Annotated in this window: 24 protein-coding genes and 2 pseudogenes; 8 read left to right on the top strand and 18 right to left on the bottom strand. The window is 50.5% G+C overall.

The features are described 5' to 3' along the window. Window positions 1-38 precede the first annotated feature (38 nt). The 8 genes from ACMGGH_RS23380 to parM all read right to left on the bottom strand — a co-directional run bounded on the left by ACMGGH_RS23380 (window position 39) and on the right by parM (window position 4686). Window positions 39-461 (bottom strand): DUF1380 family protein, encoded by a 423-nt coding sequence (locus ACMGGH_RS23380; RefSeq protein WP_420299277.1) that lies wholly within the window; start codon window positions 459-461, stop codon window positions 39-41. Between the two features lie 55 nt (window positions 462-516). Beyond that, window positions 517-738 (bottom strand): hypothetical protein, encoded by a 222-nt coding sequence (locus ACMGGH_RS23375; protein ID WP_420299276.1) that lies wholly within the window; start codon window positions 736-738, stop codon window positions 517-519. Next, complete coding sequence (locus tag ACMGGH_RS23370; protein ID WP_420299275.1) at window positions 735-1427, bottom strand: DNA methylase; 693 nt, start codon at window positions 1425-1427, stop codon at window positions 735-737. The genes ACMGGH_RS23375 and ACMGGH_RS23370 overlap by 4 nt, the downstream gene beginning before the upstream one ends. A 310-nt stretch (window positions 1428-1737) precedes the next feature. Further along, entirely contained in the window at window positions 1738-2205 is a 468-nt protein-coding gene (locus ACMGGH_RS23365) for a hypothetical protein (RefSeq protein ID WP_420299274.1), read from the bottom strand. 356 nt (window positions 2206-2561) lie between these two features. Then, on the bottom strand, window positions 2562-2780 hold the full coding sequence (locus ACMGGH_RS23360; RefSeq protein ID WP_396349949.1) for a hypothetical protein: 219 nt from the start codon (window positions 2778-2780) through the stop codon (window positions 2562-2564). Between the two features lie 2 nt (window positions 2781-2782). Next, the gene (locus tag ACMGGH_RS23355; protein ID WP_032663691.1) at window positions 2783-3046 is read right to left on the bottom strand and encodes a hypothetical protein; all 264 of its coding nucleotides are present in this window, start codon (window positions 3044-3046) and stop codon (window positions 2783-2785) included. A gap of 3 nt (window positions 3047-3049) precedes the next feature. Further along, window positions 3050-3712 (bottom strand): plasmid partitioning/stability family protein, encoded by a 663-nt coding sequence (locus tag ACMGGH_RS23350; protein ID WP_420299273.1) that lies wholly within the window; start codon window positions 3710-3712, stop codon window positions 3050-3052. Window positions 3713-3714: 2 nt separating this feature from the next. Beyond that, on the bottom strand, window positions 3715-4686 hold the full coding sequence (gene parM / locus ACMGGH_RS23345) for a plasmid segregation protein ParM domain-containing protein (RefSeq protein WP_420299293.1): 972 nt from the start codon (window positions 4684-4686) through the stop codon (window positions 3715-3717). 231 nt (window positions 4687-4917) lie between these two features. Here parM and umuD point away from each other — a divergent pair, with 231 nt between their 5' ends. The 3 genes from umuD (at window position 4918) to ACMGGH_RS23330 (ending at window position 7833) form a co-directional block, all read left to right on the top strand. Then, window positions 4918-5349, top strand: coding sequence for a translesion error-prone DNA polymerase V autoproteolytic subunit (umuD, locus tag ACMGGH_RS23340; protein WP_420299272.1), 432 nt, complete (start codon window positions 4918-4920; stop codon window positions 5347-5349). Further along, window positions 5349-6620, top strand: coding sequence for a Y-family DNA polymerase (locus ACMGGH_RS23335; RefSeq protein ID WP_420299271.1), 1272 nt, complete (start codon window positions 5349-5351; stop codon window positions 6618-6620). Before umuD ends, ACMGGH_RS23335 begins: the two co-directional genes overlap by 1 nt. Window positions 6621-6966: 346 nt before the next feature. Further along, window positions 6967-7833 (top strand): replication initiation protein, encoded by an 867-nt coding sequence (locus ACMGGH_RS23330; protein ID WP_420299270.1) that lies wholly within the window; start codon window positions 6967-6969, stop codon window positions 7831-7833. A gap of 605 nt (window positions 7834-8438) precedes the next feature. On the opposite strand, the gene ACMGGH_RS23325 is transcribed toward ACMGGH_RS23330, so the two are convergent. After that, window positions 8439-9797 (bottom strand): hypothetical protein, encoded by a 1359-nt coding sequence (locus ACMGGH_RS23325; RefSeq protein WP_420299269.1) that lies wholly within the window; start codon window positions 9795-9797, stop codon window positions 8439-8441. A 232-nt stretch (window positions 9798-10029) separates the two neighbouring features. Here ACMGGH_RS23325 and ACMGGH_RS23320 point away from each other — a divergent pair, with 232 nt between their 5' ends. Beyond that, the gene (locus ACMGGH_RS23320) at window positions 10030-10656 is read left to right on the top strand and encodes a ParA family plasmid-partitioning AAA ATPase (RefSeq protein ID WP_008502208.1); all 627 of its coding nucleotides are present in this window, start codon (window positions 10030-10032) and stop codon (window positions 10654-10656) included. Then, a complete protein-coding gene (locus tag ACMGGH_RS23315) occupies window positions 10653-10958 on the top strand; it encodes a hypothetical protein (RefSeq protein ID WP_420299268.1) in 306 nt (101 codons plus the stop codon). The genes ACMGGH_RS23320 and ACMGGH_RS23315 overlap by 4 nt, the downstream gene beginning before the upstream one ends. Window positions 10959-11099: 141 nt before the next feature. On the opposite strand, the pseudogene ACMGGH_RS23310 reads toward ACMGGH_RS23315, so the two are convergent. The 3 genes and pseudogenes from ACMGGH_RS23310 to ACMGGH_RS23300 all read right to left on the bottom strand — a co-directional run bounded on the left by ACMGGH_RS23310 (window position 11100) and on the right by ACMGGH_RS23300 (window position 13288). Beyond that, window positions 11100-11878 (bottom strand): annotated as a pseudogene (locus ACMGGH_RS23310) (site-specific integrase). A 47-nt stretch (window positions 11879-11925) separates the two neighbouring features. Beyond that, window positions 11926-12561, bottom strand: a complete 636-nt coding sequence (locus tag ACMGGH_RS23305) for a hypothetical protein (RefSeq protein ID WP_420299267.1) — start codon at window positions 12559-12561, stop codon at window positions 11926-11928. 73 nt (window positions 12562-12634) lie between these two features. Then, a complete protein-coding gene (locus tag ACMGGH_RS23300) occupies window positions 12635-13288 on the bottom strand; it encodes a hypothetical protein (protein ID WP_420299266.1) in 654 nt (217 codons plus the stop codon). A gap of 676 nt (window positions 13289-13964) precedes the next feature. On the opposite strand from ACMGGH_RS23300, the gene ACMGGH_RS23295 reads away from it, so the two are divergent. Further along, window positions 13965-14918, top strand: coding sequence for a serine hydrolase domain-containing protein (locus tag ACMGGH_RS23295; RefSeq protein WP_306498512.1), 954 nt, complete (start codon window positions 13965-13967; stop codon window positions 14916-14918). Window positions 14919-15015: 97 nt separating this feature from the next. Here the strand turns inward: ACMGGH_RS23295 and ACMGGH_RS23290 are convergent, their stop codons facing one another. Further along, on the bottom strand, window positions 15016-15456 hold the full coding sequence (locus tag ACMGGH_RS23290; protein WP_420299292.1) for a GNAT family N-acetyltransferase: 441 nt from the start codon (window positions 15454-15456) through the stop codon (window positions 15016-15018). Between the two features lie 147 nt (window positions 15457-15603). On the opposite strand from ACMGGH_RS23290, the gene ACMGGH_RS23285 reads away from it, so the two are divergent. Then, the gene (locus ACMGGH_RS23285; protein WP_420299291.1) at window positions 15604-15975 is read left to right on the top strand and encodes a DUF4440 domain-containing protein; all 372 of its coding nucleotides are present in this window, start codon (window positions 15604-15606) and stop codon (window positions 15973-15975) included. 193 nt (window positions 15976-16168) lie between these two features. On the opposite strand, the gene ACMGGH_RS23280 is transcribed toward ACMGGH_RS23285, so the two are convergent. The 4 genes and pseudogenes from ACMGGH_RS23280 to ACMGGH_RS23265 all read right to left on the bottom strand — a co-directional run bounded on the left by ACMGGH_RS23280 (window position 16169) and on the right by ACMGGH_RS23265 (window position 19400). Then, entirely contained in the window at window positions 16169-17047 is an 879-nt protein-coding gene (locus tag ACMGGH_RS23280; protein WP_420299265.1) for a restriction endonuclease, read from the bottom strand. Between the two features lie 226 nt (window positions 17048-17273). Then, window positions 17274-18488: an MFS transporter gene (locus ACMGGH_RS23275; protein ID WP_420299264.1), complete on the bottom strand. Its 1215-nt coding sequence runs from the start codon at window positions 18486-18488 to the stop codon at window positions 17274-17276. Window positions 18489-19048: 560 nt separating this feature from the next. Continuing rightward, window positions 19049-19225 (bottom strand): annotated as a pseudogene (locus tag ACMGGH_RS23270) (AAA family ATPase); the annotation flags it as partial. Continuing rightward, window positions 19221-19400, bottom strand: a complete 180-nt coding sequence (locus ACMGGH_RS23265; RefSeq protein WP_282982941.1) for a helix-turn-helix domain-containing protein — start codon at window positions 19398-19400, stop codon at window positions 19221-19223. The gene ACMGGH_RS23265 and the pseudogene ACMGGH_RS23270, both read right to left, overlap by 5 nt. A 420-nt stretch (window positions 19401-19820) precedes the next feature. Here ACMGGH_RS23265 and ACMGGH_RS23260 point away from each other — a divergent pair, with 420 nt between their 5' ends. Next, window positions 19821-20438, top strand: a complete 618-nt coding sequence (locus ACMGGH_RS23260) for a TetR/AcrR family transcriptional regulator (protein ID WP_282982942.1) — start codon at window positions 19821-19823, stop codon at window positions 20436-20438. Between the two features lie 388 nt (window positions 20439-20826). On the opposite strand, the gene ACMGGH_RS23255 is transcribed toward ACMGGH_RS23260, so the two are convergent. Then, window positions 20827-21399 carry a PqiC family protein gene (locus tag ACMGGH_RS23255; protein ID WP_420299290.1) on the bottom strand — a complete coding sequence of 191 codons (573 nt, stop codon included), beginning with the start codon at window positions 21397-21399 and terminating at the stop codon, window positions 20827-20829. Window positions 21400-21404 lie beyond the last annotated feature (5 nt).

Below are 21404 nucleotides of genomic sequence, written 5' to 3'. Positions count from 1 at the left end.
ATGGCCACCGGTTGCCGGGGCGTTACCCCGGCGTTCTCTCAGGCGGCCAGCGCCTCCTGTAGGGCGCGAACGTTATTCAGCTCATCCCTGACAGATTCAGGCTCCTGCCGCCCGGCTTCCCAGGCCATACCGATCCGGTTTTCCAGCTCGCATTCATAGTTACGCAGGACGCGGGAGAGGAGTACCGCCGGAACGCTCACCTGACGGTTTTCCGCTTCGCGCTGACGGTTCAGAAGGTCGCTAATGGTCAGATTATTTACCCCCTGCTGACGGTATTGCGTCATTTTCATTTCGCCGAGCGCCTTCATCACATTCCGGATTTCAGCCCCGTCCGGTTCTGGCTGGGCTTCACGGCAGGCCACGCTAATCCCCTCTTCCGTCCAGACCAGCAGGACCAGGAGTTCGTCAGGCGTGAACATGTTTTCAAGATCTTCACAAAGTTCTTCGCGAGTTCCGTACATTGTTTTTTCTCTCTTGTAAGGGGTTACAGGCCGGGCCTCAGCCCGGCAGGGTCAGTCAGTCCTGAAAAGTCTCGTCCAGCACCAGGGCTTCGCGGTAGGCTTCCAGAAGCAGGGTGTTGATCCGGTGCAGAGTCTGCGCTGCCATACGTTCAGTAAGCGTTGCCGCGTCGTGCCGGTGCTGCGATTCGAGGCGGTTCAGCAGCATCCGCACATCACACATTGCATTGCTGAGCACGGCCACGTCCGCGCGCAGGTGTTCAAGACCCGGGTAATTCATGCTGCCTCCGGCCAGTCGGGGTAAAACGCACCGTCATTGGCCGCCGGCATCCTTCTCGCCCGTTCAACCTGTGCCAGACGGCGGACGCCGGCGGCGTGGTACTGCTCAAGCATCTCGATCCCAATATAGCGGCGGCTGGCTTCGGCGGCGGCCACGCAGGTGGAGCCGCTGCCGGCGAACGGGTCAAGGACAATGGCCCCCGGACGCGTGAGCGATTCGATCAGCGGTCGCAGGCTCTGCACCGGCTTCTCCGTCGGATGGTGTCTGTTGCCCGTGTATTTCCAGGGGATCACGTCCGGGATGGGACGGTCCGGGGTTTGCGGCCTCCCCTTCGCCAGCAGGTAAGCGCTCTCATGGGTGTAACCCACGAACGTCGATTTTGAGGCGTAGCTCTTGGTAAAGACGATATGGCCAACCACCCGGAAGCCGGCCGCTTTCCACGCATTCAGAAACAGATCCGCGCGGTTCCAGGCATAGAAGCTCACCATAAGGCTGTCGTTTTTCAGCACGCGGTACATTTCATGACATGCGGGCTGGAGCCATTCGGCAGAGTTGTCCCCGGCCAGGGTGCGGCCGGTACGGTCTTTATAGCCAACCAGATACGGCGGATCGGTAAGAATAAAATCAACGGCAAGCGCCGGAAAAAGGGACATCACCTGCACGCAGTCACCCAGAATAAAACGGGACATAGACACACTCCTCTCTGATATGCGGCACCCTGTTGCGCCGTGCCGCCACAAAAACCCGGCGGAAAGCGGAGGGCGCAGGGGCGACGCCGCAAGCCGCAGCGCAAGCCTTTTACGGGCTGAATGCACCGTGAAAGGTGCGAACGGGTGAGGACGGAGACAACGTGAACCCTTGCGACCGCAGCGGCCGGGTTAGCGTGAAGGCACGGCGTTGAACACGCCGCCAGCTGGCGGCAATAAGACGGAGGGAACCGACATCCTTAACGAATTGCATGGCTTCAGGACACCACCTCCCCGGATGGTGTCCTTTTTTTCAGCGCCCCTTCACGTGGTCGATAGCGAACTGCAGCGTGTCCCAGTTAAAACCGATGCCTGCATCGTGGCTGTGGTCGCAGATACGCATGGCTTCTGCAATTTCCTCCTCTGACAGACTGCCATCGAGCGACAGGAAATCATCTTCCAGCCAGAACGTTCCCAGACACAGTGCATCAGGTGGGTACTGCTTCAGCCTGGCGATGAGCCCAGCCACCGTCACATCATCACGACATGCTCGACGCGACGGCAGTACGCGATCGGCGATGTCGTTCCAGCACCAGTCATCGTCCTCCGGCACGGGTTCATGCAGGGTCTGTAATTCCACGCCTGGAAGCATGGAGAGCTGTTCCAGAACCTCCCCCAGGGAAAGCCGCTCTGAGCAGGCATCCTCACTCCACAGATAATGGTGATTGATATAGACGGCAAACTCGCCGTTATCGAGTTCAATACAGGTCAGTCTGAACATGGTTGTGTCCTCAGCATCCGGCACCCTGTTGCGCCGTGCCGCCACAAAAACCCGGCGGAAAGCGGAGGGCGCAGGGGCGACGCCGCAAGCCGCAGCGCAAGCCTTTCACGGGCTGAATGCACCGTGAAAGGTGCGAACGGGTGAGGACGGAGACAACGTAAACCCTTGCGACCGTAGCGGCCGGGTTAGCGTGAAGGCACGGCGTTGAACACGCCGCCGGCTGGCGGCAATAAGGCGAAGGGAACCGAGTTCCTTTTTATTCAGGAGGAGGCAGAGGTTAAAACGAGGTCATGTCTTACGGCAGGTACAAGATATCAGCCTGCCGTTTTTAAATTCTGAAGCGTACGGGGCCGGATCTAACGCGCAGGGGCAGCACCAAGACGTCTCAGTGCATCCTGAACTTCACGCAGCCCAAATATATCTTCCGGCGGCTGCTCTTTTCCGGCCATACTACAGACCGTAAAGACGGCATTTGATGCGGTTAATCTCTCACGGTGCAGCGCCTGCAGCGCCACAACGACCAGCGTGCGTTCATCTCCAGTCAGTTCTTCAAGCTGCATACTGTTTATGCTCATATTCATCCCCGTCCCTTTGGTTTTTTCTCGTCAAACGCCAGGAGAACCCCGAGGCCGATCAGTGAGGCGTAACAGACCTGCATCGCGATAGTCACCGGCAGGGAGATGTTATCAGCCAGAACGCCGGGAACCACAACGGCCACGCCTGCCAGTATCATTCCCCTCCCGGTCTTTTTAACCAGATCCGGCCACTGAGATTCAGGCACGTTCCGGGCGCGCAGAAAGTTATGAATGCACTGCTCTGCCTTTTGTTTAATCACTGACATGTTCTAGTCTCCGAATGCCCGTCGCATATTTTTCTTTATCCTGGTCGCGTCACCGGTTAACGGTGCGGCAGGCTCTGCTGGTTTCTCCGGTACTGCAGCCTTACACGCGCCAGCTGTACCGGCCATCTGCTGAACCAGAACCTGCAGCTCGCTGACCGTGCCGGGCGGTACCGGCATACTGGCCAGCAGACGCGGCAGCTCCGGTGCGGTCGTATGCAGGGCCAGACCGGTGATAATCAGGTTTCTCAGCAGCTCGCCACGCAGGCGGGATGACACGCCCGTCAGCACACGCTCAACCCGTTCACTGCTCCGGTCATCCTGAAGCGTCAGGGTGTAACGCCGGCGCTGGTATTCCGTCTCCGGTGACATGGCCAGAGCCGCCACGCCACCATCAGGCTCATCAGGAAGTCCTGAGAGCGAAGACCAGGTGCCGGATACCAGCGCCATCACGGCACAAAGCCGGATGGCGCTCAGATGCCCGTCAAAGAACACCGGGATCAGCGCCGGTAAACGGGCATCCGTCTGGTACATCACCGCCCCGGCGGTGGCGGCGGTCCGGATGAAGTCACCGCGCAGGGGCTGTGAGATGGAGCTGATGGTCGCCATCGCCGCGATGTCGGTGCGATCGTCGCTGTGCAGATAGAAAGAATACTGGCCGTCCGGCACGTTTAGTCCTCTTTATTATAAAGGGCAATCTCTCTGGCCAGCGCCAGCTGCGGATCGCCTATAACCTCGATACGGTCAGGAGCCACAGGCCAGGCCTGACGGATAGCCTCTTCAATGAGGGATGCCCCTCCCCCGACCAGGAATACCCGGTTAACGTTCCTGAAGGCCGTCAGCTCACTGGTGACACGCGCCCCCAGGGAAGTGATTGCCTCCGTAATTTTGTTCAGCACATCGTCAATTTTTCCGGCATCGTTGATCACACGCTGCAGATACTGACGATCATTGCGGTTGCGGATGACCGTGTCAGCAATAAGCGCGCTGGTTTCGCTGTCTGCAGCCCGCAGCGCGCCTGCAGCTGCGCGGGTGACCTGTGACACGCCGACAGACGGATTGCCGTGTACCGCACTGATATCATCAAACTGTCCGACAATCACGCCGGCATCGAGCGTGGTTCCGCCGAGATCGATAATCAGGGTGGTCTCAGCGGGTCCGGGTTTCAGCTCCGCGAGACGGGAGAACGCCGCCGGCAGTGATTCCGGCATCACCTTCACGTCCGTTACGGTAAATGCCCTGCCCTTATTCAGAACCAGCTCACGCATCAGGTTTTCCCGTTTGCGTTGGATATTCTCCTCGTTCCGCTGGCAGTCCCCGTCATAATACTCGCTCAAAGGGAGCGTCACGGTCAGGCTCACCGGCTGCGGATCAAGTCCGCTGTTCAGCAGCGCATGATGCACGCCCAGCAAGTTGAGATCACCGTACTGATATTCCACGTTTGTTGTCGGGATGGCATCCCGGCTGACGCTGTCCCAGGTGTATTTCAGCGTGCCCACCTGATAGTTGAACGTTGCCGCACTGAATTCCGCCACTTTCCAGCCATGCCGGAAGGAGTTCGCAGAAACTCGGGTCTGCAGCTCGTTTCCTTCAAACCATGCCAGCTTAACATTAGTTGAACCATCATCGCAGTAAATATTCATCATTATGCTCCGTCAATTAAACTCAATTTGATACACATTATAAGAGCAACATGGGAAAATAAAAGTCTTATTTCTCATTATGAGCAACATGTGTGAATCAAAATGATATTCACGAACATTTTGAGTAGCTTAGGTTACTCACCCTGTTCATGGAGCAGGTGATCTGGATTATCCTCACGCTGTTAAATATACTGTATGCATAACCAGTATACTTGAACGTCAGGAGGAAAGATGAAACTGCAGCTTTTCAGCACCGGGAAAGCACTCCCGCCACAGGCCCGTCCGTTGTTTGCAGACCTGGCCAGCTGCGGTTTTCCCAGCCCTGCAGCTGACTATGTCGAGTCCGACCTGGATCTCCATGATTACTGCATACGACATCCAAGCGCGACTTACTACCTTCGCGCAAGCGGAGACAGCATGGCCGACGGCAGCCTGTACAATGGCGATCTGCTGGTTGTGGACAGTGCCGAGAAGCCCCGGCACGGCGATATTGTTGTGGCCAGCGTGCAGGGGGAATTTACGGTTAAACGGCTGCTGCTGACGCCACGACTGACGCTGCAGCCCATGAACGCCTCCTGGTCGCCGATTTATCCTGACCCGGACGATCTGGATATCTTTGGCGTCGTCACGCACATCATCCACCGCCCGAGGGAGATGTACTGATGTTTGCCCTGGCCGATGTGAACAGCTTTTATGCCAGCTGTGAACGTGTTTTCCGCCCGGACTTGAAAGGAAAGCCAGTTGTGGTGCTCAGTAATAACGATGGCTGCGTAATCGCAAGAAGTGCCGAGGCAAAGCCCTGGATCAAAATGGGCACGCCGTGGTTTCAGATGAAAAACGAGACTTACACGGAAAAAATATACGCATTCTCCAGCAACTATGAACTTTATGCCTCGATGTCGGCACGCGTGATGAGCTGCCTGGAGGAGCTGGCCCCCAGGGTGGAACAGTATTCGATTGACGAGATGTTCCTCGACCTGACCGGCGTTGAGCACTGCATGGACCTGGAGGACTTCGGCCGGCAGCTGCGCCAGCACGTGTATGACTGTACCCGTCTGACCATCGGCGTGGGTGCCGGGCCGACGAAAACCCTGGCAAAATCAGCCCAGTGGGCTTCAAAAGAGTGGAAACAGTTTCGTGGTGTGCTCGCACTGACTCGGGGGAATCCACAGCGAACGCGGAAACTGCTTTCACTGCAGCCGGTCGAAGAGATCTGGGGCGTGGGAAACCGTATTGCACGCAAGCTCAATGTTCTGGGCATCAAAACCGCGCTCGATCTGGCCCTGACGAACCCGGCCTTTATCCGCAAAAATTTCTCCGTCGTTCTCGAGCGAACAGTACGCGAACTGAACGGGGAAAGCTGCATGTCGCTTGAAGAAGCCCCGCCAACAAAGCAGCAGATCGTCTGCAGCCGTAGCTTCGGCGAGAAGGTCACTGAATACGATTCGCTCCGCCAGGCTGTCTGTCAGTACGCAGAGCGGGCCTCAGAAAAGCTGCGTAAAGAGCGCCAGTATTGCCGGCATATTTCCGTATTCATCAAAACGTCTCCGTTCGCCGTTAAAGAGCCTTACTACGGCAACGTGGCCACGGAGAAACTGCTTACCCCCACTCAGGACACCCGGGACATCATTGCGGCCGCCACAACGGCTCTGGAGCGTATCTGGAAGGATGGGCACCAGTATGCCAAAGCCGGTGTGATGCTGAATGACTTCACCGGCTCCGGCGTTTCGCAGCTGCAGCTGTTCGACGAACGTCCTCCACGTCCTCACAGCGCTGAGCTGATGAAGGTTCTCGATGGCATTAATCATTCCGGGCTGGGACAGGTCTGGTTTGCCGGACGAGGGATAGCGCCATCATGGCAAATGAAACGCGACATGCTCTCCCCTGCGTACACCACCCGCTGGAAAGATATCCCCATAGCGAGGATCAGTTAAATTTCGCTTTTCAGAGAGAGCCAGTAGTGCTCGCCGCAGTCGAACGACAGGGCGAAGCCCGCGAGTGAGCGAGGAAGCACCAGGGAACTGCACTGATAAATTCTGCTTACGCTCGGTGTTAAATGGATACCCCACTCTGCTTTATCCACTTATCCACGGGCATATTTTTATAAAGTCTTTTTTAATTCTTTTTTCTTTATTTTATTCCTTTTAGGGAGACTGAAAGCCGCATGCAGCGCGCCCTGAGAGGAGTTCATTATGGGCAACTGGTTAACATATTATGGGTAATTAATCACGTATCTGTGGGTTTCATAGCAACAAGCTATGGGATACGCATCAACAAGCTATGGGAAACAGGTCAAGTTTAGATCTCAATTATCCACTTGTGGATAAATTGCATTTTTTCCCGGTGGATAAGAAACGCGATAGCTTGCAATTTCTGTTTTCACTGTCATTATGGGTGAATAATAATTTACCCATAGGCCTTGGAATGGATACTCAAGCACTCTTGCCAGCTACTAAAACGTTTAAAAAACGCGCCAGTATAAAGCAATCTAACGAATTGACCGAAGCCGCATATTACTTGCCTCTTCAGGCAAAACGTGTGCTGTGGTTATGCCTTATGCAGGCCTATTTCAACGACAGTCAGGATGATGATTCTGACGTATTACCTCTCTTCAAAATTAGCGTTTCCGATTACGTCAAATACTTCAATGTCGCTACGTCTGTCGCCAGTCGTGATGTAAAGGCTGGGGTAAATGCTTTGGGCGAATCAACGGTTACCTTCTATCCAAAAGAAGGTGAGTTTGAAGAAGTTAAACGTCCTTGGCTTGCTGAAGCAGGAATGAAGAGAGGCCGGGGTTCCTGGCAGATTGAGTTTAACTACAAGGTCATGCCATTCCTTGTTGGCTTAACCTCCCAGTTCACTACTTATTCTCTGTATGACTGCGGCCAGCTCAATAGTGTTCGTGTCATCCGGCTTTATGAAAGCCTGTGTCAGTTCCGGAGCACGGGTGTCTGGATCACCACACATGACTGGTTAAGTGAAAGGTTTATGCTTCCAACCTCGCAGAAGAACAATATTGCGGAAATGAAACGTACCTTCCTGGAACCTGCGCTGAAGAAAATTAATGAGAAGACGCCCTTAAAGGTAAGTTATACAACCGAAGAAGATGGTCGTTTACTGTTTAATTTTCTTGATAAAAAACAATAATCTGAAATTTATCCTATATCCCCCTTGGTCTGTTTCTTACATTTGGGGGGATACTAAACTTGCTGTATTTCCCACATTGCATGCCAAACTTGACCTGTTTCCCATAGTTCGGGGCTGCCCTCGAAGTTGACCTGTTTCCCACATTCCCGGCTGCCCTCGAAGTTGACCTGTTTCCCACATTCCCGGCTGGCCATAAAGTTGACCTCTTCCCCACACTCCGGGATGTCTGTGAAGTTGCCCTCATTCCCACAGTCACGGCCGTCCGCGAAGTTGACCTGTTTCCCACAATCCAGGCCGTCCGCGAAGTTGACCTTTTTCCCACAGTCCAGGCCCTCCGCGAAGTTGACCTGTTTCCCACAATCCAGGCCGTTCGAGAAGTTGACCTGTTTCCCACAGTCCAGGCCCTCCGCGAAGTTGACCTGTTTCCCACAATCCAGGCCGTTCGAGAAGTTGACCTGTTTCCCACAGTCCAGTCCGTCCGTAAAGTTGACCTGTTTCCCATAGTCCGGGGTGTCCGTGAAGTTGACCTGTTTCCCATAAGACGCATATATTGCATTTAAGGTAACCGCTTATGCCTCCATTCAGTGCAATTCCACGGCTTAACCTTAATCACGCATTTTTCCTGTCCCAAAAATATGTTTAAGGAGATACCTGTTGAAGGACTTTTCAGAAGGCCCCGGCCATCCTGGGGGATCGGTTATAAGAACGCCTTCCTGTTCCATCCAACTGTGCATTTGGCGTTTTCGTTCGAGATATTCTCCGGACTCATAGCCCATTGTTTCAATGATGAAAGTGGTAACTGTTGTTTCTTTGCTCGGTACCACATTCAGTACGAAATCAGGATGAATGACCTCTTCCACCCCATTCTTAATGCTTTTTGTCGTGAAAAGTGGCTTGCTTAGGCTGATCGCATCCGGATGATTTACCTGGCGGCCTGCATAGCTGCTGGCGTTTATTATTACCTTAAGGGTGTCACGCTGTTTATTGCTATCTACAGGAACCGGATTATCAAGTGTATACGCGGCATGCGCATAGCCCTCATGGCAGTAAACCCTGCCATCCCTACCTCTGCGGTATTCCAGAATTGCCCAGTATGGGGCCCGACTGCCAGTGTTGTAGGTGCTTTCTCCATTGATACTGACTCGGGCTTCAGGCCTATGGATAAAAGTATTACTCCGAACGCTAAAGGTTACTTCTTCCCGATTGGCATCGGTCGCAATACCAATGATATACACACATGCCTCCTTATCACGGCTATCAGTCTGCAGTGAAACTTCTAGCTGAGTCAGCATGTCGTTAATCCGTTCGAGGGACAACCAGGGCGCGCAACAGAACAGCTTATTAAGCTGTGTTCCATTGCCCATTGTATGTTCATCCAGAACTTCTTTTATTCTATTGACCGAACCGACTAACCCCGGACTTTTATATTCAGGTACTAGTTCAAGTTGGTTCAGGCCCGCTGCCTGAATGAGAGTCAGCAATTTTCGGCCAAGAGCCGGAATGGGTTTAAGAGTTTTGCGTCGACGCTTACGGGGCACTACCTGCCCTTCCACAGCGGTGATTTTGGTGTCTTTCTTCTTGTCAGGCAACCAGTCATTCCCGCCAACCGGATTTAGTGGGCTGGTTTTTCCATCATTGATAGCGTTGTCAGCATCCTTATTTTTCTTTAGCCTGAACAAAGGGCACTGTTCATCATGCTGTCTTGTCGTCTTGACGTGGCGTAACCTGGCAACGTTAACCTCGCAGTTAAAAGGACCTTCAATGTTCGGGTCATCTTCGACGCAATCACATTTTAACCACAACTTACGGCGGTCCATTTCTTCAAGCACATAATTTGCTATACGTAAATCAGCCTGAGCGGGTTTTCGACCGTTGCTGAAAACATGCAGCAATGCCTCTCTCTCTGCCAGATTCAGTTTCCTTTCAAGTCTTCCCCTTGGATTTTTTTTCCACACAAGGTCCATTGATTTACTCCTTCACTCAAAAGTGTGATTACGATAACAAGATGGCATCTTGATAACATAATAACTTATTAAGATAGTAAGTTGTTTGTGTTTGTTCGCATCGCATTGAACTAAATGAAATTATTAACATATTAAGTTAATATGATAGCAAAATGTCAACGCCAGAGCATATTGAAAATTATTTTTTGTTATCCTATTATCTTAATAAGATAACAAAAAAGGTGTGCGGAATATGATCATTGTTCTTGGTAGTCAAAAAGGTGGAGTAGGTAAAAGCACGCTCGCAGTTTCCATCGCTGCATATCTTATGGCACTAGGAAAGCGAGTTCTCATTGTAGATGCCGACGATCAAAAATCAGTGCTGACCTGGTATAACAATCGACCAGAGAACTTGCCTCATATGCCTGTGACTGGAGCGTCCGGCAACATCAAAGCCATGCTAAAAGAGCATGAAAAATCTTATGACTTTGTAATCGCCGATTGTGCAGGCCGTGACAGTGCAGAGATGCGAAGCGGATTAATGGCTGCAGATGTGTTCATTTCCCCTTTACGACCGTCCCAAATGGATTTGGATGTCGTACCACATACATGCTCTGTTTTTACTGCAGCTAAAGATTTCAACGAGTCTGTACGTGGGTATTTAGTATTGAATATGACACCAACTAACATGTTCGTTAATGAAGCTAATCAGGCAGCGGATGTTCTCAAAGACTTTCCGGAAATGAATCTGTCTAATGCTCGCGTATGTGACAGAAAAGCTCACAGGGATGCCTGGGCCGAATCGATGACTATTTTTGAAACACAGAACATCAAAGCCCAAGAAGAAATTGAAGCTCTGGTTAAGGAGATCATTCTGTGAGAAATAGAGCACATACGCCGCCAAAGGATGAAGCTTCGTTTATAAACGGAGGTACAGCTGGTCTCACTGCAAAAAAACTAGACGAACCAAGTAATAAACCTGCGACTAGTAAAGCAAAACCAGTCAGCATCTCTCTTGCTGAAGAGAATCTTAGCTCAATTGATAATGTCATAAGGGAAGAGATGTTATCAGGGAACAGGAGAGTGAATAGATCTGATGTAGTTAGAGCTGCGGTGATGGCGTTAGAAAATTTGTCGCGCGAAGAAATCTCTCAACTCATTGAAAAATCGAGATTAAAATAATACTGACTTACTATCATGCTAACTTACTAACTTACTAACTTACTAACTTACTAACTTACCAACTTAGTATGTTAGTAAGTTGATGGTTGGAGGTGGTAAGGTTAATATCTTAATAAGATATTAAGATAATAAATTGCTATCTTAATCACCTATTTTTTTTAGCAACGCTACCGCCTCATCGCCCTGCATGTGGAACTGCACCCGGTGCCGTGCCGCGACATCGAGTGCAAACACCTTCGTATACACTCCGTCGAGCTGATACTCTTATGCCCCATTAAACTCTGCAGCACCTTCAGTGGTATACCGGCATACAGCATGTGCATGGCGTAGGAATGACGGAACGTGTGCGGTGTCACCGGCACGGAGAACGTCACCCCGTCGGCCGCTGCCGCTTCAACCGCTTTGCTGAGCCAGGTGCGGACCGTCCGGTCGGTAATCTCCCAGATACGCGCCTTCTCGGTTCTGCCGCTTCGCTTGTTGCGTCGTTCAAGAGGTATTTTAAGCGTGGCCACCATCATCTCCAGCTGGCTGACATAGTTCGCATCGGAAAGCGGAACCAGGCGATGCGCCTGACTGCCGGCAGGCGAGCGGCCGGCCGTTCGGGCCGCTTTCTCCGCCCGCTGCTTGAGTGTGGCCAGCTGCACGAACGGGTAGGGCGGCGCCAGGGAAAAATCACTCCGGGTCAGCGCCAGCGCCTCGTTAATGCGCGCGCCGGTGTTCCAGAGGGTTGCCAGCAACATCTTGCGGTGGAGATCGGGTACATAGTGGAGCAGGGCACTCACTTCCGGCGCCAGCAGATATTTCGGCAGTTCATCCTGCACCAGTGCCATCTGCCGAAGTGCCAGAGCAGCCGGGTAGTCAATGTTGACAGGTAAAGATGAGTTGCTTACTGGAATACAGTTAGCGGGAAGCGAAGTCATCGACATATCCCTCAGTGAAGACGTTTATGGATGGTGACGTAGTGATTTCAGAATATGCCATCATCCGTCCTGTATAGTGCATCCTCCTGCAGAAGGGTTACTGCCGCGACTGCAATAAATGTACGTACCGTGTGGATAGCATTCTGCACGCTATCCGAACTGATATACACGGGTTCAAGAGATTCGGTAACGCCATTACGGTGTACCAGTGCGTTTCGGATCTTGATTAATCCCTCAATTTCCTGCAACGGCCATTCATGCGGTGTTGTCAGCATGGTTGAAAAATATCTGGAAATTGTTTTGTGGTTCTGAAACGTCATCTTCGCCACAAGAGCCTGGGGGCGCCAGACGTAGGCCTGTTCAGGGGTATCCACTTCGGGTTCCTGCTCAATCCATTTACGATTAAGTAGATCCCTTTTCTCATCCTTACGAACAAAAGAACTCGCATGTTGCAGAAATCGATGCAAATGTGGAGGATGACTAAGAAGTGCCCTGGCGCTGTACATAAGGAAGCTATCCAGAACACTCACACAATGAACGTAAGCCATCCGTTCCACAATTCTCGGTTGGTTGAACTGCATCAGGTTCTCTAACTCAAGCAATTCATCTTTGGCATCCTGCAGACGATCAGGAATGATGGCCAGCGAGGCCACAAAATACTGCTGCTCTGCAGCGCCCTCCATAGCCTCTTGAAACCAGCTGTAATCTTGAGCGGCTGCATCCCACTCTGGGGTCCCTTCTTCTGCTTCAGGATAATTAATTGAGTGAGGTCAGAACCGATGCCACAGCCCCGATCAGGCGAGCTAAAAAAGGCCATGCAAGAAGCTTCTGACTTATTGCCACCGGCAGTGTAAGCCTGGCTGTTATGTAGTCAGGCGCAAGGAAAAAAAGGGCAACGCCTGCCAGCATCATTGTCAAAGTAAGCAACGAGGCAGATTTCAGTATTTGCTTTGCCGTAACACCTGAGATTCGCTCAATTCGGGAGTAAGGCAGTTCATTTTTTTTATTTTTATAAAGGATCTGTTGCAGGATACTATATTCAATCGATTTCTCTGAAGTCTCTGCGTTTTTTTCAACCTCTTCAGACTTGCCTTTCTCGGGCTGCGCTTCTTTTTCTGACACCGCTTTCTGCATATCAAAATCAGCAAGAGACACGGTTAACACACGCAGCGTGCCCTCCTTCGACTGACACCAGGTTTTCACTACCGAGCTCTTTCCGGCGCCGTAAGGTCCGGTCACTGCAACGTTACGTATGTCGGGCTGGATGTAAGCAAAATTCAGGGCTTCGATATAGCTGGCGGCTTTCTCTTTCTCCAGAACCGCTGGAGTGAGTGCTTCATATCCGAGTGCATTCACTTCACCACGGTCACCATCTGCGGCAGGCAATGTAAGCCAGGGGGTGGGTATCATTTTCAGGCTCTTCCGTTAGTTTTTTTGCACAGTATTTCACTGGTTTTCATCAAGTTCCATTCTAATTCCTGCCGTAGGGTTACATGACAGCAGAAAGCTGCGCTGACACATTTGGGTAAAGCCCTACACATAACCGGCAGGAGCTTTTCTTGTACCCTGTTTGCGGCGAATGCAGCTTTTTCTGGCGCAAAACTGGATGCATGAAATTTTACTGTTCTGATCGTGGCGGGGCAGTTGTTCCCTGGGTTCGTGATGGATCTCTTGCGGCACATACATGTGAGATATCGGCCGTCTGGGCAGGCACGTTTAGTTGGTGAGACTGACAATCTGAATGGCGCAATTTATCTCCAGCCTGGAGTGGTAATGTATCCGAACAAAGCCAGTTAAAAGTAAGGTTCAAACAGATTCAGTAATACAGAAGTGAAGAATGTCCGCTCTGTGCCAGAAGCGGACGTTTAGGAAGCAATTTATGCGTAATAATAAAGTGAGGATAAACGTGGCCGGAAAAAATGGATATCATTGAAAAATGATCCCAATGGTTTGAGAAGTAATTAACCATTCCGGTTACATGTACTATCTGTTAGAATTATCTAAGTACATTTATCACTAATAAACTGACTATAATTTTTACTCTATGACAAGAATAATGATTAACAGACCCGGGGCCATTGCCCTTATGCAATACGATGATGGAAGATCTTTTCAGTTCAGCGAGGGTGTTGAAGATATAGTGACTAACTCTCCAATTGGCCGAAATAGTATATTTGATATTGCATCTCTATCAAAACAATTCACAGCATTTAGCATTCTTTTGCTTGAGCAAAGGGGCAAACTGAAATTAAACGATCTGCTTTCTCAATACATCCCTGAAGCTGCTGTGTTTGAGAGTGAAATAACCATTGAGAATCTCATTTATCACACATCCGGGCTTCCATGCCTGTTTGATATAGCAGAAAAAAAAGAAATTGGTTATTTTTCAAAATTTAATACAGCACAAATCATTACTGGAGTTTTCGAAGAGAGGATCCTTCATTTCACTCCAGGCACCAAGCATGAGTATAGTAACACTGGATATATACTTCTGGCTCAGGTGGTTGAACATGTTTCAGGAACAAGATTTGCTGATTTTGTAAAAAAGGAAATATTTAATCCTTTAGGCATGAGTAAATCCTTTGTTTCTGATGGATTAGCCAAGGAGAAAGTGGTGGTAAGTGGTTATCATAAAAATGAAGATAACACATTTTCTCCTGTATTCAGCCCATGGGGAGTGACCGGGGCAGGTCTTGTGCACTCATCTGCTAATGACTTAATGAAATGGGGACTAAACTTCTGTACTGGTTTAGTAGGAGGTGATGAATTAATAAGAAAATTCCTCACTCCACTTCCCAAGTTTACTGATACAGGCATTATGATTGAAGAACATAGCTCTTACTGCTTTGGCATTGAACTTGATGAAGATGCTTCAGGTGAAATTTATTGCCATCTTGGTTCTACTTTTGGCAGTCAGAGTTATTTTATACGTTCGCAGCATAAAAGTTTTACTCTTGCAGTATTATCTAATATCGAAAGTTACGATGTATCAGCGACTGCTCTTAAGTTATTTAAAGGTATGATGGCAATGGATGACTAAAGAAACAACTCATTTTCTGATGGTCCACATCAACCCTACACCAAGACTTAAGGTCCGCTTTGTGACAGGAGCGGACATTTACGAAAGAGGTCTTTGCTCAAACGCAGCGAAGTTTCTCTAATCTAATATCGGATTCGCTAACATTTCCTTTCTCAATCCAGCCCAGCCGCCTATAAAATCCTGCCGCGCGACTGTTTTTGTCGGTTTCAAGCCAGGCCACCTCATGATGTTTGAAAATTTCCTGTTCTGCGAGTCCAACAAGTATGCGACCTAAACCTCGGCCTTCATATTTAGGTAGAACAAATGCCGCAAAAAGGCATGCTTCATCAGGCAAAATCATTGAAAAGCCAGTCACTTTCCCATCATCTTCAGCAACCCATGCGCAACGACTTTTTTCAATCATATCGGTGACAACGCTCTCGGTAATTCCCATCCGCTCCATTTCTTCTCGACTGAGATGATTTTCTTTAACCGAAGTCCTGACGTCAAAAATAGCCTTTATATCAGAGGGTAGAGCTAATCTTGTCCTTATATTCATCGTATTATTCCATTCATGATACAGTGTAATTTCGATGATTAACCCGCTCATAGCAGATCAACAGCGCCGCATTTCACATTAGATCTGTGCCGGGGACGGACGTTGCATCCCAACGATTGTCACCTTAAGAGTTAATATTCGATTGTGATGAGGGCAAATACTATGCTACTGGATACGTTAAAAAGACTCGAATGTTTTCTTCATGGCAGCAGGCGGAAAGATCGGAAATGGCTTGAACAGATACTCCATGAGAGATTTAGCGAAATAACGCGCTCAGGAGTATTAGTTGATCGTGTACAGACTATTGAAGCCCTTTCGGGGGAAGACAGCGTTCCAGCTATTCTTAGTAGTGATTTCCGGCTTATCATCGTTAGAGATCATTTCGCAATATTGCATTACAGAACGGTCCATCCAGATGGTAGTCATGCATCCCTTCGTTCTTCATGCTGGGAAATCTCTGAGAACGGGCAATGGAAATTGGTATTCCATCAGGGAACACCTGAGGCACAGAGCATGTAGTCGTCAAATTCAACGTCCGCTCCTCGCTCAAAGCGGACCTTCCGTTCCCACCTGCGTTTTACTCTGAACTCCTTCGTGCCGTATCTTTTTCTCCCTTCCATACGATTAGCCAGCCCAGATACGACTTTGGTGCTGGAAGACTGGGTGAAGTAAGCCGCTCTCTTCAGGGTAATTTCCTGAACCACCCGGCAGGTTATTTCAGCGTGCCGGGTATTCTGTCTCTGAGGGTGTAGAGCCTGTCAAACTCAGCATAAGGTTCCCCCGTTTCAGCCGCATGCCTGAGCTTGGCTTCAAGCAGGTCGGGCAGAGCGATACCGTGACTGAGGGAATGGTACAGATCATAACCACTGATACAGATCACCCGTTTTCCTTTCCCGAAGGCCGTCAGACCTTCATCAGTAAACCCCATCCAGCTGATGAACACGCCCCTGGCCCATTTTGCCTTGGTACTGAGTTTTCCTTCAAAAACGTGCAAATCTGCCGCCGGCGTTCTGTTCTGATGCCACTTCGCTTCCATCAGGTAAAAGTCATCATTCAGCCGGAAGCTGCCGTCTATCTGCTCGCCCGTGTTCCGGAATGACGAGCGGGGAGCAAGCTTAAAGGTACTGAAAAGTTCTGCAAGCCATGCTTCAAAGCGGAAACCCCGCGGGTGTGGCGGCAGGGATTTCATCGCGTTCATTTCGGCTACCAGTGAAGGCCAGTCAACATCGTGCCATACCTGAACAGGCCTGTCGCCTCCTGCTGTATCAGCGTCTGCATTTTCCAGCCGTGAAATCAGTGCGAGCCAGTCATTGCGGCTTTGTTCGGCCTGCTCAGGCATGCTCTCCATTTTGTACCGCCAGAGTGCATCAAGAACCCGCAGGGCTGTCTCGCGATCCACCTGTTTCAGCAGGCATCTGACCCGTTTGGCTTTTGAGGTTCCGTATTCCTGATAACGTTCATCATCAATATCAATGTTCAGCTCTTCATTAAAAAAAGCCGACAGCGTGCGGTTGGAAAAATCGAGTATCCAGCCCGGATCGCTTTCAAAAACGAGATTAAACAGTCTCAGATCCTGCATTTTCAGTTTCACGTCAGCCTCCTTTTTTACAGAGTATAACGGCCTGTAAGAGCAGGTGGTACAGCATAAAGGTTCTGATACCAGCCTTATATTTTCCTCAGTCAGCAAAGAAAGGGGAGTTGATGTCGCGGCTTTATCTGAAAGGGCTTTTCAGGACTGTAAATCGCTGAGGTTATTTTCGACGGGATCCCACCCGGACTGAATGACAGTCCGGGCAACTGCACAGCCCGGACTGGTACTATCTTTTGCCTTCAAATGTTGATGTCACTCCCGCCACAATCCCGCCCAGTAAAAGCACCATGGCGCTGGCCAGAAAAGCCCCCTGGTAACCTGCTGTGTCATAAAGTATGCCTCCGACAGTCGACCCGAGACCAATTGACGCCTGTACAATGGCCACCATCAGTCCTCCGCCAGCCTCGGCGTTATGAGGAATTCTGGCAAGCCATGTCCACCATCCCACCGGAGCCGCTGTCGCGATGAGTCCCCAGAACGCTAGTAAACCAACGACCAGAACGGTCCTGTCACCGAAAAGGATCAGCATCACCGCAATGGCAGCCATCATCAAGGGTATTGTTGTCAGTATCCTGTACAGTCCTGTCGTCAGGAACCGGCCTATCAGACTGGTCCCCAGCAGGCCAGTCAACCCCATCATCAGCAGGATCAGTGAAAGGGAGCTATCATGAACCTCTGTAATGGCTTCAAGGAAAGGGCGAATATAAGTGAAAAGGGCAAACTGCCCCATGAAGAACGCGCCGCAGCCGGCCATTCCCCAGGCTACCTGTTTGTTTTTCAGGACATCAAAAACATTCCCGGACTGATGGCTTTCTGACGAAGCTTTCATTACTGGCAATGAAAACCATTGCCAGAGGAACGCACCGACGGCAATCGGAACCAGACAAAAAAATGCGCCCCGCCATCCAATAGTGGATCCAAGCCATGCTCCCACCGGCGCGGCAACCACAGTAGCCAGTGCACTACCGCTGTTAAAAATAGCCATCGCCCGCGGGATCTGAGATGCTTTTACCAGTCGCATTGCTGTTGCGACTGACAGAGACCAGAACCCCCCTACGGCAATGCCAATTAGCGCTCTCCCCAGCATGTAGACAACATAGCTGGAGGCCGTACCGATAACGAGGCCCGAAATCCCCATCAGGACAGTTAGACCCAGCAGGATAGATTTTCGATCCCGCCGTCCTGCGAATGCAGGCATGCTTAAACTGGTGAGTACAGCCAGCACACCAGATACTGCAATTCCCTGTCCAATCATACCTTCAGTGACGGACAGGGCACTGGCCATAGGCGTAAGCAGGCTCACTGGCATAAATTCTGATGCAACAAGTACAAAGGCGCAGAGCGTGATGGCGAACACGCCACTCCAGTTCGCCCGGGCGACAGAATCTGAATGATGCCTGGCAACTGGCAGGCTTTTGTCCGTATTGTCTCTGTTTGTCATTTTTTCTTACGCAGGTGAAGGTCCGGTCATCAGATGTGACGGGACTGGTTTAAATTTCCAGGGAGGTGCAATGTGGTGTATTAACGGTCAGTCTGTTCCGTAGCGGCCTAGGGATAAGCCCTGCCTTAAGGGACAATCTCCGGACCAATACTGTTGCTGATTATTCCCGTGATCAGGCCCTGTTGTGGGCTGAGTCAGCCTTGTACGGCATGGGTTACCGCAGACAGAACTCAAGAGAGTTAATGATAAGGCAGTTTTTATAATTAAATTAGTATCTGAATAGTGGATGCTGTTATGTGAAATTTGCATAAATAAACACAGTGCTCTGACCGGAGCATCCTAAGTGTAGTGACCTGCATTTTAAATCGGCCCGACCTGCATTTATCGCCAATTTTCAGCCCACGTTAGCTGCAACCAGCGATGGTCTCAAACCCACAATAACTGCAAATGAACCTGCATTTATCCGTATCGGCCTGCATTTCATTTTCACTGGCTCACAATAACTGAAAATGAATATCTGGCCAGTAGCCTTCAGGGCTACTGGTTTTAAAGAAGACGAATTAAATAGGCAGCCCTGCGGCCAGGATGCGATCCCGTAGCTCGGCGGTACGCGTCGGATCCAACTGGTGATTGAACAGTGCCCTGATTTCAGCAGGTTTGGCATCAAACTGTTTGACCATATCCTTCAGGCGATAACCATGGCGGATGAGAGTGGGTTCAAGATCGTCGAGTTTACGCCATCCCGGCATCCTGACCCGCCTTGTTCAGATAGTTATACAGCGTTGATTTGGAGATCCCCATCATGTTGCAGATTTCCTGAATAGTATGATTTCGCTCCTGGTGTAACTTCAGCGCCAGCGCTTTTTTTGTCGGGCTGAGCTGCGCGGGTTGCAGGTCAGGGCTTCCGATCATTGTCAGATTCCATAAAACGGTCGTTTTATGGAATCATATTTATTTGAGTGTCGATTTATTTTCTGTTGTCATACGACAACTCTAATCAACTAAATTGGAGTCGTTGGCGAACTACAGGCAATTCCATCAGTACATCTTTTTGAGATTCTCAGAAAAAATAACCAAGTTAAATCATGCTGTGTTGGCTGCACCTGATGCTGTACCGGTGCCATTCAGTAGGCCTGTTGGAGAGAAAACACAGCAAGTGCACCAGTGGTCGCCGGGTATTGCCACAGTTGCTCAGACAGGTGTTACTATGATGACCCTCGTGTCGGGTAATTAAGGTTGCGTTAATGACTAATGCCATCATTCCTGTATGACACAATGTCATTAATACTGTACGGTATAGTTATTCTGTATATGCCTGATGAAGGAGTTGTAGTGAAAACATTATCTGAAAAACGACGCAAGGCAATTGTTACCGCAGCAGCAGACGTGTTTCTGGACACGGGGTTTGAACGGTCTTCAATGGATGAGGTGGCGCGGCGGGCCGGCGGGTCGAAAGCCACGCTGTATAAGTATTTCCCTTCCAAGGAGGCGTTATTTGAAGCGGTTATCCTCAATAACAGTGCCCGGTTTCTCACTGAGGCGGCCTGTGGGCTCAATGTGCCTGAAAATAAAACACGCTCACTGGAGCAAAAACTGACCCGGTTTGGTGAAGATATGCTCCGCGTCGTGACCTGTGATAACCAGGCGTTACAGATTTATCGGGTGGTCATGGGGGAAGCCGGACATTCTGATATAGGCCAACTTTTCCTTGAGTCCGGTATCCGTCAGGGTATGGAAATACTTGCGCGGGAGATGGAAGAGGCAATCGGGAGAGGAGAACTGAGTAAAGCCGATCCCATGCTCCGGGCAAGGCAGTTTACCGCCCTGATTAAAGCCGAGGTGGAAATCCTGTTTTTCCAGCGTGAGATGCCGGTATTCACATCTGATGATGTCCGGCAGATGGTGAGTCATGGCGTGCGTCTTTTTCTTGACGGTGCTGCAACCCGGTAGTGCCGGCATCCGGCAGATATGCTCTGCCTGAAAAATCTGATTATCCTGTAGCGAGAGGCAGAATGCCTTGACATTACTGCCCCCCACAATTAAAACTACACCGTACAGTTCACCTATATGAGATAGATGATATGAAAGTTGTGACCATTCTGAGTGTAGTGTCCTGCGTCCTTGTTCTGTCAGGTTGTGTATCGCTGTTCTGAACAGGATGACAGCTCTTTTTTTGTATCGGGAGTAAGTATGAAATTCTGCTGGCCAGTCGGCCTTTTATTGTTCACATTTGCGCTGAGTGGCTGCCTGTCCATCGGCAGCCATCTGTGAACAGCCAAGCCGGAACGGGGTCAGATATCTGACCCGCTTTTTGATAATTACCTCAGAGGATGAGCGTTCAGGGCTGAGGACATGTGGTATCCCCTGAATTCATCCACTGGCGTGCCGTTTTCGCCATCTGGTCGGCAGCAATCTCCATCTCTCCCTGCCATAGCGTAAACATCTGGCTGGCATCCCCGGATAATGTCCGGGACAGGTGGGTATGGCAGACCACTTTGATCCGTTTTCCCCCGTTCATCCGGCTCAGGCTCCATCCAGCATCCAGTGTGAGACTTTTCCCAGGCCAGCTGTCAAAACGGCGTACCTGCAACAGCACGCGGATAACGGGTTTGTTGTCGTCCCGGGTCAGGCCGGCCACATCCGTCGTCTGAAGCCGCTGTGTCATACGTGATGAGAGTGCGGTCTGCACTTCTTCACCCAGCGGGCTTAACCACCGGTCATTCTGCAGAACCACAACACGACTGCTGCTCTGGCGTATCACAACCTGCTGCGAGTCCAGTTGCGCCGGAACCCCGACCGGAAGCACTTCAATCATGAAACTGGCCGGTGTTCCCGTTACCCCCGCAGCCTCAGGACTCACCAGGGTATGATAACGTATCTCAGGTGATGCACACCCGGAAAGCGCCGCCATGGCAC

The organism is Enterobacter sp. BNK-16, assembly GCF_048684955.1.
GTDB classification, from domain to species: Bacteria; Pseudomonadota; Gammaproteobacteria; order Enterobacterales; family Enterobacteriaceae; genus Enterobacter; species Enterobacter bugandensis.
Note: the sequence above shows the minus strand (reverse complement) of the source record. Positions and strands in the feature narration are given on the sequence as shown.